At 65.8% G+C, this 13,796-nt stretch carries 4 protein-coding genes; all 4 read right to left on the reverse strand.

Annotated features, from left to right (window positions below; translation table 11 throughout):
• Positions 1–26: 26 nt before the first annotated feature.
• Positions 27–9,374 carry a retention module-containing protein gene (locus tag FIU88_RS10060; RefSeq protein WP_152479125.1) on the reverse strand — a complete coding sequence of 3,116 codons (9,348 nt, stop codon included), beginning with the start codon at positions 9,372–9,374 and terminating at the stop codon, positions 27–29.
• Positions 9,375–9,534: 160 nt separating this feature from the next.
• Positions 9,535–10,146 carry a response regulator transcription factor gene (locus FIU88_RS10065; RefSeq protein ID WP_152479126.1) on the reverse strand — a complete coding sequence of 204 codons (612 nt, stop codon included), beginning with the start codon at positions 10,144–10,146 and terminating at the stop codon, positions 9,535–9,537.
• Positions 10,146–11,573 carry an HlyD family type I secretion periplasmic adaptor subunit gene (locus tag FIU88_RS10070; RefSeq protein ID WP_152479127.1) on the reverse strand — a complete coding sequence of 476 codons (1,428 nt, stop codon included), beginning with the start codon at positions 11,571–11,573 and terminating at the stop codon, positions 10,146–10,148. Before FIU88_RS10070 ends, FIU88_RS10065 begins: the two co-directional genes overlap by 1 nt.
• Positions 11,570–13,741 carry a type I secretion system permease/ATPase gene (locus tag FIU88_RS10075; protein WP_152479128.1) on the reverse strand — a complete coding sequence of 724 codons (2,172 nt, stop codon included), beginning with the start codon at positions 13,739–13,741 and terminating at the stop codon, positions 11,570–11,572. The genes FIU88_RS10070 and FIU88_RS10075 overlap by 4 nt, the downstream gene beginning before the upstream one ends.
• Positions 13,742–13,796: the final 55 nt, after the last annotated feature.

The following is a 13,796-nucleotide window of genomic DNA, read 5'->3' on the forward strand; positions in this document are numbered from 1 at the left end:
GGCCGGGCGCCATGGTGAAACCCAACTCACTCGATATCGAGCTGGCCGTTGTTCTGAAGGTCCGACACGGATGTCACCACATTCTGCAGTTGGATGATCTGGTCCGCAGCACTGACGTCACCCGAGCTCATATCCCCCGAGGTACTGATATGCAGCGTCGTATTGGTGCCGTCGTCGGTCGACTGAATATAGCTGGACAGGTCTTCGCCATCCTGCATGCCGGACAGCAGGTCCGACAGGTCCAGCTTGTCCGCGTTGGCATCGGTGCCGAAGGTGCCCATCGTGAAATCGGTGACCGTATCCTCGGCGGGCGTCGAAGAGCTGCCTTCATCACCGAGGTGCCAGGCGAAGACATCGGCCCCCAAGCCACCGGTGAGGGTGTCATCCCCCGAACCGCCGATCAGCAGGTCGTCACCGCCTTGACCCGCTGGCGTCTCGTAGGCCTCCGGGTTGTCATGCAGGAAGTCGATGATCTGCTGCTCGGTCGGCTCGACTCCACCGTTGGCGTCCTTGACCAGATCGAGGACCCCACCGAAGCCCGCCTCGGGCTGACCGACCGGCGCGATCGCGTCACCGAACAGCAAATCATCCCCGTCATCGCCGATAAGCGTATCGTTACCCACCGGTGCTAGCTCGTCGGAAGAGGAGCCGCCCTGCAGGGCCGCATTGAGCTCATCGGCCGTATTGACGATGGTGACCTCACCGGCGGCTGCTTCCGCCCCCGGGCTGTCCCAATACGCCTCTTGACCGATCACATCGGTGTTATCGAAGAACTGCAGGCGATCTGCGCTGACGCCGCTGCCGATGCCGATCGCCTCGACCTGGGTTCCGTTGTCACCGGTATTGGCGAGCACTTCGAAGGCCTCAATCGAATCTCGCATGACGCCTCGCGTAGTGATTGCATAAGCGCCAAACCGAAAGTTGACAATGGCGGTCGGATCACCGTCCGTCAGGAAGAACGCCTTGTTGACATAGTCATTGGTTTGAGAACCCAGCCACGCCGACGCGTCATTGAAGGCCGCCTCATAGTTGGTGATTCCTTCGGCCTCCATGGCATTGATGGCCGCTTCAATATCAGCAAGATCATCGATGGTGATGTTCGTGAATACCGCGCTGGTCGAATCGGTATCGAAATCGATGATCTGAAGATTGATCTCGCCATCATGGTTGACCAGCTGTTGCGCCAGAGCCTTGAGGGCCTCCTGGGCTAGCTGCATGCGACTCTTTCCAGCCGTGCCCGAACCTGCCCTCATGCTGCCGGAGGAGTCGACGATCAACGAGATGTTGTAACTCTCTCCCGGCGTAATCACGGTGTAGCTGCCACCGGTATCGCCGATCAGCACGTCATTTCCCGCGTCACCGTCGAGCGCATTCTGGATGTTGCCACCGACCTCGAGCTCCGATGGCTCGGGCGACTGCAGCGTGATGCTGCCGGAGACAGAATCGCCATCACCATCTTCCGCAACGATCCCCAAGTCGACATCGAAGCCGCTGGCAGTACCCGCGGTAGAAAACTTCATATCTCCCAGTTTGAAATTTTTACCGTCTGCACCCACGATCTCAACGGCCTGGAACGGAGTGTCAGTAGTCAGCTCATAACTCCAGCCGCTCTCTACACCCTCCACTCTAATGGCGTCGCCCTGACGGGTAATCGTGACGCTTGCCGTCACATCACCACCGCTGGCGTCATAGATGCGAATGTCATCTACAGACAGATCAAGATAGACATCGTTTGTAGCACTGGAAGGGTGATCACCGCTCGCCGCGCCTGCAACTTTAACCGCATAGATGTCAAAAGATGCCTCTGGGTTTTGCCCGCCACCCACAATAAGAACCGACTGCTTGAAGCTGAAAACATCAAGACGGCCGGACCATACGGCATTATTGTTCGAGCCCTTATCTAGCCCCAATAGGAAATCAAACCGTACAAGGTCATCGCTGGTGATGCTCTGAGCGTTTCCTATGCCGATAGAGCCCGTGCTGGTATTCACCGTTTCATTGGCAGCTGAAGACACAAGCACGTCGTTTCCTTCGATGCCGTCTTCGCTATTGATTAGATACAGAGGACTGTTGCCGCCCGAGGTCCCGCCAGCCGGATTGGCACTGAACAGCGAGCCATTGAGCACCAGCCCCTCTACCGCGACGGTATAGCTGTCGGTGCCGGGGTCCAACGTGACCGTGAATCCGACATCCCCGCCTTCAGTAGCTGCGGTCAGCAGATGACCATCGGCACTGACGGTATAGAACAGCGGCTCGCCATCCAGATATAAAGACTTACCTGCGCTATCGAGGGCGGGCTCGTCATTCAGTGACTGGGCAAAGGTCACATCACCCACACCATCGGCACCGGCAGCACTCGCAAAGTTCAAGGCTGCCGTGTAACCGTCGACCAAATCGGCTGAACTGGTGGTGAGCTCAACAGGGGTATCGTCGTCGACGTTGATGGTCAGGCTGCCCTCGGCCGTGTCGCCATCGCCATCGGTAACCCGATAACCCACGCTGAATGCCAGGTCGTTCTCATCGTCGCCCGACGCATGATCGATCGCGGCGTTCTGGGTCACCGTGTAGGCGCCCGTAGCGGTATCCAGCGTCAGTGTGATGACCGTCGTGCCATTCTGCTTGATCAGTAGGTCGTTGCCGGAGGCCTCGTAGGCGAAGCCGCTCGGTGCACCGTTGGTCAGCCAGGCCAAGCTGCCGCCGTCGGCGCCCAGGCTGTGGCCCAGGGTGCCCGTGGTGTTGGCGGTATCGGGGTCGACATCGCCGATTCCGCCGGCATTGCCGCCTTGCAACGCATCATCATCAAGTTGCACAGCGTCGTTGGCGCTTACTGTGGGACTGTCATCGTTGATGTTGATAGTCAGCGTGTCTTGGGCCTTATCGCCGTCCTGGTCGGTGACGGTGACGGCGAAGCTCTCGCTGTCGGGTGCCCCATCAGCGTGGTCGATGGCCGCGTCCAGCGTGTAGCTGTAGCTGTAGACGCCGTCCGCCAGAGTGACCGTGAGGGTGCCGTAGCTGCCCTGCACCGTGCCCCCGCCGGTGACGTCGATGCCCGCCCCGTTCTTGTCGACGATGACCAGGCCGTCGGTGGCCGCCAGGCTGTCATTGCCGGCGTCGATGGCGAAGGTGCCGTCGGTGGTCTCGCTGGCATCGTTGGGATCCGAGGAGCCGCCGCTCAGGCCGGCCTCGGACACGCTGTCGGGCCCGGCTTGAACGCCCGCGGCATCCGGATCCGTGTCGATCTGGAGCTGCGGCTCGCTGTCGGCCTCCACGGTGAGGGACACCGTGGCGGTGGACGGATCACCATCGGCGTCGGTGATGGTGTAGCTGAAGCTGTCGGTGCCTTCGAACCCGTTCGCCGGGGTGTAGGTCACGACCCCGTTGCTGAGGGAGACCGTGCCGCCGTTAGCGGACGTCGCGCTGACACCGGTGACGGTGGCACCGTCGGCCCCCTGGGTGTCGTTGCCGATCAGTGTGCTCGCATTGATCTGCAGCGCGGTGTCTTCGGCCACGTTCGGGGTGATGGTGTCATCGACGGCGCTGGGTGCGTCGTCGGCGATAGCGATGGTCAGCGTGTCTTGGGCCTTATCGCCGTCCTGGTCGGTGACGGTGACGGCGAAGCTCTCGCTGTCGGGTGCCCCATCAGCGTGGTCGATGGCCGCGTCCAGCGTGTAGCTGTAGCTGTAGACGCCGTCCGCCAGAGTGACCGTGAGGGTGCCGTAGCTGCCCTGCACCGTGCCCCCGCCGGTGACGTCGATGCCCGCCCCGTTCTTGTCGACGATGACCAGGCCGTCGGTGGCCGCCAGGCTGTCATTGCCGGCGTCGATGGCGAAGGTGCCGTCGGTGGTCTCGCTGGCATCGTTGGGATCCGAGGAGCCGCCGCTCAGGCCGGCCTCGGACACGCTGTCGGGCCCGGCTTGAACGCCCGCGGCATCCGGATCCGTGTCGATCTGGAGCTGCGGCTCGCTGTCGGCCTCCACGGTGAGGGACACCGTGGCGGTGGACGGATCACCATCGGCGTCGGTGATGGTGTAGCTGAAGCTGTCGGTGCCTTCGAACCCGTTCGCCGGGGTGTAGGTCACGACCCCGTTGCTGAGGGAGACCGTGCCGCCGTTAGCGGACGTCGCGCTGACACCGGTGACGGTGGCACCGTCGGCCCCCTGGGTGTCGTTGCCGATCAGTGTGCTCGCATTGATCTGCAGCGCGGTGTCTTCGGCCACGTTCGGGGTGATGGTGTCATCGACGGCGCTGGGTGCGTCGTCGGCGATAGCGATGGTCAGCGTGTCTTGGGCCTTATCGCCGTCCTGGTCGGTGACGGTGACGGCGAAGCTCTCGCTGTCGGGTGCCCCATCAGCGTGGTCGATGGCCGCGTCCAGCGTGTAGCTGTAGCTGTAGACGCCGTCCGCCAGAGTGACCGTGAGGGTGCCGTAGCTGCCCTGCACCGTGCCCCCGCCGGTGACGTCGATGCCCGCCCCGTTCTTGTCGACGATGACCAGGCCGTCGGTGGCCGCCAGGCTGTCATTGCCGGCGTCGATGGCGAAGGTGCCGTCGGTGGTCTCGCTGGCATCGTTGGGATCCGAGGAGCCGCCGCTCAGGCCGGCCTCGGACACGCTGTCGGGCCCGGCTTGAACGCCCGCGGCATCCGGATCCGTGTCGATCTGGAGCTGCGGCTCGCTGTCGGCCTCCACGGTGAGGGACACCGTGGCGGTGGACGGATCACCATCGGCGTCGGTGATGGTGTAGCTGAAGCTGTCGGTGCCTTCGAACCCGTTCGCCGGGGTGTAGGTCACGACCCCGTTGCTGAGGGAGACCGTGCCGCCGTTAGCGGACGTCGCGCTGACACCGGTGACGGTGGCACCGTCGGCCCCCTGGGTGTCGTTGCCGATCAGTGTGCTCGCATTGATCTGCAGCGCGGTGTCTTCGGCCACGTTCGGGGTGATGGTGTCATCGACGGCGCTGGGTGCGTCGTCGGCGATAGCGATGGTCAGCGTGTCTTGGGCCTTATCGCCGTCCTGGTCGGTGACGGTGACGGCGAAGCTCTCGCTGTCGGGTGCCCCATCAGCGTGGTCGATGGCCGCGTCCAGCGTGTAGCTGTAGCTGTAGACGCCGTCCGCCAGAGTGACCGTGAGGGTGCCGTAGCTGCCCTGCACCGTGCCCCCGCCGGTGACGTCGATGCCCGCCCCGTTCTTGTCGACGATGACCAGGCCGTCGGTGGCCGCCAGGCTGTCATTGCCGGCGTCGATGGCGAAGGTGCCGTCGGTGGTCTCGCTGGCATCGTTGGGATCCGAGGAGCCGCCGCTCAGGCCGGCCTCGGACACGCTGTCGGGCCCGGCTTGAACGCCCGCGGCATCCGGATCCGTGTCGATCTGGAGCTGCGGCTCGCTGTCGGCCTCCACGGTGAGGGACACCGTGGCGGTGGACGGATCACCATCGGCGTCGGTGATGGTGTAGCTGAAGCTGTCGGTGCCTTCGAACCCGTTCGCCGGGGTGTAGGTCACGACCCCGTTGCTGAGGGAGACCGTGCCGCCGTTAGCGGACGTCGCGCTGACACCGGTGACGGTGGCACCGTCGGCCCCCTGGGTGTCGTTGCCGATCAGTGTGCTCGCATTGATCTGCAGCGCGGTGTCTTCGGCCACGTTCGGGGTGATGGTGTCATCGACGGCGCTGGGTGCGTCGTCGGCGATAGCGATGGTCAGCGTGTCTTGGGCCTTATCGCCGTCCTGGTCGGTGACGGTGACGGCGAAGCTCTCGCTGTCGGGTGCCCCATCAGCGTGGTCGATGGCCGCGTCCAGCGTGTAGCTGTAGCTGTAGACGCCGTCCGCCAGAGTGACCGTGAGGGTGCCGTAGCTGCCCTGCACCGTGCCCCCGCCGGTGACGTCGATGCCCGCCCCGTTCTTGTCGACGATGACCAGGCCGTCGGTGGCCGCCAGGCTGTCATTGCCGGCGTCGATGGCGAAGGTGCCGTCGGTGGTCTCGCTGGCATCGTTGGGATCCGAGGAGCCGCCGCTCAGGCCGGCCTCGGACACGCTGTCGGGCCCGGCTTGAACGCCCGCGGCATCCGGATCCGTGTCGATCTGGAGCTGCGGCTCGCTGTCGGCCTCCACGGTGAGGGACACCGTGGCGGTGGACGGATCACCATCGGCGTCGGTGATGGTGTAGCTGAAGCTGTCGGTGCCTTCGAACCCGTTCGCCGGGGTGTAGGTCACGACCCCGTTGCTGAGGGAGACCGTGCCGCCGTTAGCGGACGTCGCGCTGACACCGGTGACGGTGGCACCGTCGGCCCCCTGGGTGTCGTTGCCGATCAGTGTGCTCGCATTGATCTGCAGCGCGGTGTCTTCGGCCACGTTCGGGGTGATGGTGTCATCGACGGCGCTGGGTGCGTCGTCGGCGATAGCGATGGTCAGCGTGTCTTGGGCCTTATCGCCGTCCTGGTCGGTGACGGTGACGGCGAAGCTCTCGCTGTCGGGTGCCCCATCAGCGTGGTCGATGGCCGCGTCCAGCGTGTAGCTGTAGCTGTAGACGCCGTCCGCCAGAGTGACCGTGAGGGTGCCGTAGCTGCCCTGCACCGTGCCCCCGCCGGTGACGTCGATGCCCGCCCCGTTCTTGTCGACGATGACCAGGCCGTCGGTGGCCGCCAGGCTGTCATTGCCGGCGTCGATGGCGAAGGTGCCGTCGGTGGTCTCGCTGGCATCGTTGGGATCCGAGGAGCCGCCGCTCAGGCCGGCCTCGGACACGCTGTCGGGCCCGGCTTGAACGCCCGCGGCATCCGGATCCGTGTCGATCTGGAGCTGCGGCTCGCTGTCGGCCTCCACGGTGAGGGACACCGTGGCGGTGGACGGATCACCATCGGCGTCGGTGATGGTGTAGCTGAAGCTGTCGGTGCCTTCGAACCCGTTCGCCGGGGTGTAGGTCACGACCCCGTTGCTGAGGGAGACCGTGCCGCCGTTAGCGGACGTCGCGCTGACACCGGTGACGGTGGCACCGTCGGCCCCCTGGGTGTCGTTGCCGATCAGTGTGCTCGCATTGATCTGCAGCGCGGTGTCTTCGGCCACGTTCGGGGTGATGGTGTCATCGACGGCGCTGGGTGCGTCGTCGGCGATAGCGATGGTCAGCGTGTCTTGGGCCTTATCGCCGTCCTGGTCGGTGACGGTGACGGCGAAGCTCTCGCTGTCGGGTGCCCCATCAGCGTGGTCGATGGCCGCGTCCAGCGTGTAGCTGTAGCTGTAGACGCCGTCCGCCAGAGTGACCGTGAGGGTGCCGTAGCTGCCCTGCACCGTGCCCCCGCCGGTGACGTCGATGCCCGCCCCGTTCTTGTCGACGATGACCAGGCCGTCGGTGGCCGCCAGGCTGTCATTGCCGGCGTCGATGGCGAAGGTGCCGTCGGTGGTCTCGCTGGCATCGTTGGGATCCGAGGAGCCGCCGCTCAGGCCGGCCTCGGACACGCTGTCGGGCCCGGCTTGAACGCCCTCGACATCCGGATCCGTGTCGATCTGGAGCTGCGGCTCGCTGTCGGCCTCCACGGTGAGGGATACCGTGGCGGTGCTGGTGTCGCCGTCGGCATCGGTGATGGTGTAGCTGAAGCTGTCGGCGCCTTCGGCGCCGGCCGTGGCCTGGTAGGTGAAGGTGCCGTCACCGTTGTAGGTCACCGTGCCCTTGGCGGGGGCGGTGGTGACGCTGATGCCGGTCAGCAGATCCACGCCGTCGGCGCCGGCGGTGTCGTTGGCGAAGACATCGATGTCGACGCTGCCGTCCTCGGCCACGTCGTCCGTCACGCTGTCGTCCCGCGCCGTCGGACCATCGTCGTTGACGTCGATGGTCAGCGTCGCTTCCGGCGAGACGTCGCCGTCGTCGTCACTGACGCGGACCGCGAAGGCGTCCTGCACCTGGTCGGCGGCGCCGGTCTGGTCGACGCCGTCATGGGCCAGGGTGTTGTCGTCCAGCGTGTAGCTCCAGCTTCCATCAGTATCGACCGTCAGCGTGCCGTAGGCGCCCTGCACGGCCGTGCCGTCGGCCGCGATGGTGACCCAGCTGCCGTCGGCGTTCTGCACCTCGAGCTGGGCGAGCGCGTCGCCGCCGGTGCTGATCTGGAACTGGCCACTGGTGGTCGTCGTGCCACCGCCGCTGCCATCGGCGAGCGCCGATTCCGAGACCACGTCGCCGTCCTGGTTCAGGTCCGGGGTGGCCACCGTGGGCGTGGAGTCCTCGGCGATGCTCAGGCTGACCGTGGCGGTGCTGGTGTCGCCGTCGGCATCGGTGATGGTGTAGCTGAAGCTGTCGGCGCCTTCGGCGCCGGCCGTGGCCTGGTAGGTGAAGGTGCCGTCACCGTTGTAGGTCACCGTGCCCTTGGCGGGGGCGGTGGTGACGCTGATGCCGGTCAGCAGATCCACGCCGTCGGCGCCGGCGGTGTCGTTGGCGAAGACATCGATGTCGACGCTGCCGTCCTCGGCCACGTCGTCCGTCACGCTGTCGTCCCGCGCCGTCGGACCATCGTCGTTGACGTCGATGGTCAGCGTCGCTTCCGGCGAGACGTCGCCGTCGTCGTCACTGACGCGGACCGCGAAGGCGTCCTGCACCTGGTCGGCGGCGCCGGTCTGGTCGTCGCCGTCATGGGCCAGGGTGCTGTCGTCCAGCGTGTACGTCCAGCTTCCATCGGTATCGACCGTCAGCGTGCCGTAGGCGCCCTGCACGGCCGTGCCGTCGGCGGAAATCGGGATCCAGACGCCGCTGGCATCCTGCACTTCGATCAGCTCGAGGGCATCCACGCCGGTATCGATCTGGAAGGCGCCGCTGGCGGTCAGGCTGCCGCCACCGCTGCCATCAGGCAGAGCAGACTCCGAGACCCCGTAGCCATCACCGTTGAGGTCCTGGGTACTCACCGTCGGCGAGTCGTCCTCCTCGGCAACGAAGCCCGGATCGAACTCGACCGGGTCTGGCCCCTCGGGCGCATTGACCTCATAGTTGAAGGCCAATGGGCTGACGATTTCACTGATGCGCAGCAGACGCACAAAATCGTGACCGCTGTCGCCCGCACCACCGGCACCGCCCGCCGCGGTGGGATCGAGCCCTTCGAGCAGGTCACCCTCGCCCTCGTCGATGGCCGCCAGCAACGCAGCGACATCCCCATCCTGGGCGCTGGCCTCCTCGCTGGCCGGCGACTGATCCGACGCGAGGTCCGGCGTCATCACGACCTCTTCACCACCAGCGATGGCGGCCGGTTCGAGACCATCGCCAAAATCCAGCACGGCTCGCCCGCCATCGGACGTGACCAGGGTCTCTCCTTCCTGCAGCGCGTCGCCGACGCCGAGTTCACGGAGGTTGCCGTCGGCGTCACGAGCCCAGGCCTGGCCGGTAATGGATACCACGGTGGCGATGGTCATCAGTCATTTCCCCTGAGGAGTCACATCAACCGGCGTTCGCAGCGGATACACCGGTGGTTAATGACGTAACACTAAGTCAGGGGACCAGCCCCCGGTATTGGACCGAAGGACAGGTAACAGAAACTAACGAGGCAGGACTGAGCCCCCACCCTGGCAGGGCTCAGGAAACGCCCTGCTCCTGGTGGGAAAGCTTTAGCACGAGCTGCATGCGGTCGCGCACCTCGAGCTTGCGGAATACGGCGCCGAGATGCGCCTTGACGGTTCGCTCGGTAATGCCCAGCAGACGAGCCACCGCCTTGTTGCTGTTGCCCTCCGCGACGGCCACCGCCACGGCACGCTCACGCTGGGTCAGGCGGTCGAGCATCTCATCGCGCAGCCTCTCTTCCCCGCCGAGAGCGCGATAGGCCCCTCCCACCACCTGGGCCATGAGTTCAGGACCCACCCAGATGCCCTGATGGGCCGTGACCAGGGCCATCTGGTTCAACAGCTCGGGCGGGGACAACGCATGAGCGTAGCCCCGCGCACCGGCCTCGAGAGACTGGGTCGCCTCGCGGGAGTCAGGGGCATAGCTCAACACACTGACGATAGCCCCGTGCCGCGCCAGCTCCCGCACCAGCACGGGCCAGGTGTCTCCCTGGATGACCACCCAGGCCTGGACCTCGGCCGATGCCATCTCCAGGGCGAAGGACTCGTCGACACAGCGCGCATCAGGAAAGGCCTCGCGCCAGCGCGGCATCAGGGCGCTCTCACGACATACGAAGATCTGCTTCATCAACGTTCTCCCAGCGCGTTCTGCCAGCCTCTCAACACCGGCTTGAGCAGATACTGCATCACCGTGCGCTTGCCGGTCAGGATGTCCACCTGCGCGGTCATCCCCGGTATCACGTCCAGTTTCTGGTGCTCGCTGCCACCTTCCAGGGTACGGACCCGCACCAGATAGAAGGTATCACCCTCGTCATCGGTGATGGTATCGGGGCTGATGTGGACCAGCTCGGCCTCGAGCCCGCCATAGATGGCGAAGTCGTAGGCCGTCAGCTTGATGGTGGCCGGCTGGCCGGGCCTCAGGAAGGCGATATCCTGCGGCGCGATACGCGCCTCGACCAGCAGGGCATCCGCGGTGGGCACGATCTCGACCACCTCCTGTCCCGGCTGCACCACGCCACCGAGGGTATTGAGGGTCAGGCGCTGGACGATGCCGTCCACCGGCGAGCGAATCTCCGCCAGCCTCACGCGATCCTCCAGGCCGGCACTGGATTCATCCAACGCCGCCAGCTCCGCCATCGTCTGGGAAAGCTCCCCCCGCCACTCGTTGCGCTTCTCGAGTGTGACCTCACGCAGCTTCGACTGGGCTTCCTCGATGGAGGACTCCAGGCGCTCGACCTGAGCCGCGGCCTGGTCGCGCTGCCCCCGGGCGCGCGTGACCTCACGCTGAAGCCGGAGCACCTCGACCTCGGAGACCGCTCCGGACTCCAACAGCGGTCGGGTCAGATTCAGTTCGCGCCCGGCCATGCCCAGCTCCCGTGCGGCCGTGTCGCGCCGAGACCGGGCTTCATCCAGTTCCGCATGCCGCTGGGACAGTTGCTCCTCGAGGATGCTCTTCTGTTCTTCCAGCGCCTCGAGGTTGTTGCGGTACTGCTCACGCTCCTGGGCGACGATGTCAGGCGCCTCCTCGAGCAGTTCCCGCGACGGCGTGAAGGGCTCATCGGTGACCAAGGCGCGCAGGCGTTCCACTCGCGCCTCGAGCGATTCGGCCTTGGCGCGATTCTCGCGGAAGTTGGCCACGAAACGCGTCGGGTCGATGCGCATCAGCAGCTGCCCCTGGGACACCGATTCGCCCTCTTCGACCAGGATCTCCTGGACGACGCCTCCATCGAAGGACTGGACCTTCTGCAGCTGGCTGGAGGGAATCACCCGCCCGGCGCCTCGGGTCACCTCATCCAGCGGCGCGAAGGCCGCCCAAACGATCAGGGCCACCACGGCCAGCACCACGGTATAGAGCATCAGGCGAGCGCGCAGCGGCTCCTGCTGGAGCCTTGCCCAGTCGGCATCGCTGGCCCAGTCGCGATCCAGGTGCGCGGACGTGACCCGCCGCGAGAACAGCCGGTCGACGAAGGGACGAAACGGCTTGCCGCCGGTCTCGGAAAAGCGGCCGACGGCCTCGAAGCCACGCTGCTCGGAGGTACGGGCGTCTTCCGTCATGCGCCGGCCCTCCCGATCTGGCCCTTGCGCAGGGCCTCGATCACCTTGTCCCTGGGACCGTCGGCCACCACCTTGCCGGCATCGATGACCACGATGCGGTCCACCAGTGACAACAAGGACGTGCGATGAGTCACGATCAGCATCGTCTTGCCCGCTCCCACTTCCTTCAGTCTTGCCTTGAGCGCCTCTTCGGAGGAGTGATCCATGGCGCTGGTGGGCTCGTCGAGCAGCAGGACGCGAGGGTCGTGCACCAGCGCCCGGGCGATGGCCACCTGCTGACGTTGCCCGCCGGACAGGCGCTGGCCGCGCTCGCCCACGTCGAGATCGATGCCATCAGGGTGGCCGTCGACCAGCCCGGAGAGGCCACTGAGATGAATCACCCGCAGCAGCGACTCGTCGTCGACACCATCGCTGCCGGCGCCGGCCAGGATGTTTTCGCGCAGCGAACCATGAAAGAGCGTGACGTCCTGGGGCACATAGCCGAAATGACGACGCAGCTGGACGGGGTCGTACTGACGCACGTCAACGCCATCCAGCCGTACCGCGCCGGCATCGGGTTCGTAGAGCCCCAGCAGCAGCTTGTGTAGCGTGGTCTTGCCGCACCCCACTCGCCCGAGCACGCCGACCTTCTCGCCGGCCTCGAGGTTCAGCGAGACCTCCCGCAGCGCATCTCGCTGCTCGTCGGGATAGCGGAAGCCGACCTTGTCGAAGCGCAGCTCGCCTTTCACCACGGGACGATCGATGTACGGTCGATCCTCGTGGCGCTCCACCGGCAGTGCCATCACGCCATCCAGCGAGCGCAGGGCCGTGGAGGCCTGATGATACTGGGCCAGCAGCGCGGCGGCCTGACTGATCGGGGCCATGGCCCGCGATGACAGCATGTAGGCAGCGATCAACCCGCCCTGGGTCAGCTCGCCAGCGATGATCAGATAGACCCCCGTGATGACGACCGCCACCGCCACGCTGTGCTGCGCCCACAGCGCCACGCTGCTCACCGAGGAGCTGATCAGGCGCAGCTGGGCGGTAGTCCGCGAGAGAAAGGCGGAGGCCCGCTCCCAGATGCCCTGCGCCCGGCTCTCCCCGCGCAGCGCCTTCAGGGTCTCGAGCTGCGAGATCGACTCGACCAGCGTGGCATTGCGCTGCGCACTGGCCCGCCAGGTGGTCTCGGACAGCTCGTGCAGCTTGCCCTGCGCCGCCAGCGCATAAAGCAGCACGAAGACGATGCCCACCAGCACCGGAATCACCAGGGGCGGACCGATCAGGGCGATGATGGCGGCGAACAGCAGCACGAACGGTAGATCGACCAGCCCGACCACCGTGGCCGAACCGATGAAGGCGCGCACCGATTCGAAGGACTGCAGCATGGCGGCGAAGGAACCGGTGGAAGACGGCCGCGAGGCCATCTTGAGACCGAGCACCTGCGACATCAGCGACGACGAGAGCTTGACGTCCGCCCGGCTCGCGGCCAGGTCCACGAAGGCGCCGCGCATCAGCCGAAGCGCCAGATCGAAGCACAGCACCACGAAGACGCCGATCGCCAGCACCCACAGCGACTCGGTGGCGTGATTGGGCACCACGCGATCATAGATGTTCAGCACGAACAGCGGCATGGCCAGGGCGAAGAGGTTGATCACCACCGACCCGGCGATCACATCGCGATAGAGCCGGCGGTTATCGCGGATGACGCCCCAGAACCAGTGTCGGTCGCGCTTGTGCTCGACCTCGGGGCCGCGTGCATCGAAGCGAAAGCGGGGCCTGACATAGATGGCCTGGCCACTGTAGCTGGCCTCCAGGCCATCCAGGTCAACCTCGGTTGCCGCCTCGCCGAGCTCCGGGAAGATCACCCGGGCACGGCGCGCCTTGAGATCCAGCGCCAGCAGTACGCAGGCGCGTCCCGGCTCGAGCAGCAGCACGGCGGGGAACAGCGCGGGATTGAGCTGCACCAGGCGCGAACGGACGATCCGCGCCGACAGCCCGGCACGAGCGGCGGCACGCGGAAAGACGCCCGGCGTCAGGCGCCCTTCCTCCAGCGGCAGGCCCGCCGTCAAGGCATCGGCACTGACGTCGTGTTCGTGGGCCAGCGCAATGTTCTGCAGGCATTCGAGCAGCTCGTCCCGAACGGCAGACCTGGCCCCGCTGCCATCATCGAGCGCTTCACGTTGTGTCAATTCTCACCCCTGCGTCGAAATCATAGAGCGTCGTCGGCCGGGCCGGGCCCGACCG

Source organism: Halomonas sp. THAF12, from assembly GCF_009363675.1.
GTDB classification, from domain to species: domain Bacteria; phylum Pseudomonadota; class Gammaproteobacteria; order Pseudomonadales; family Halomonadaceae; genus Halomonas; species Halomonas smyrnensis.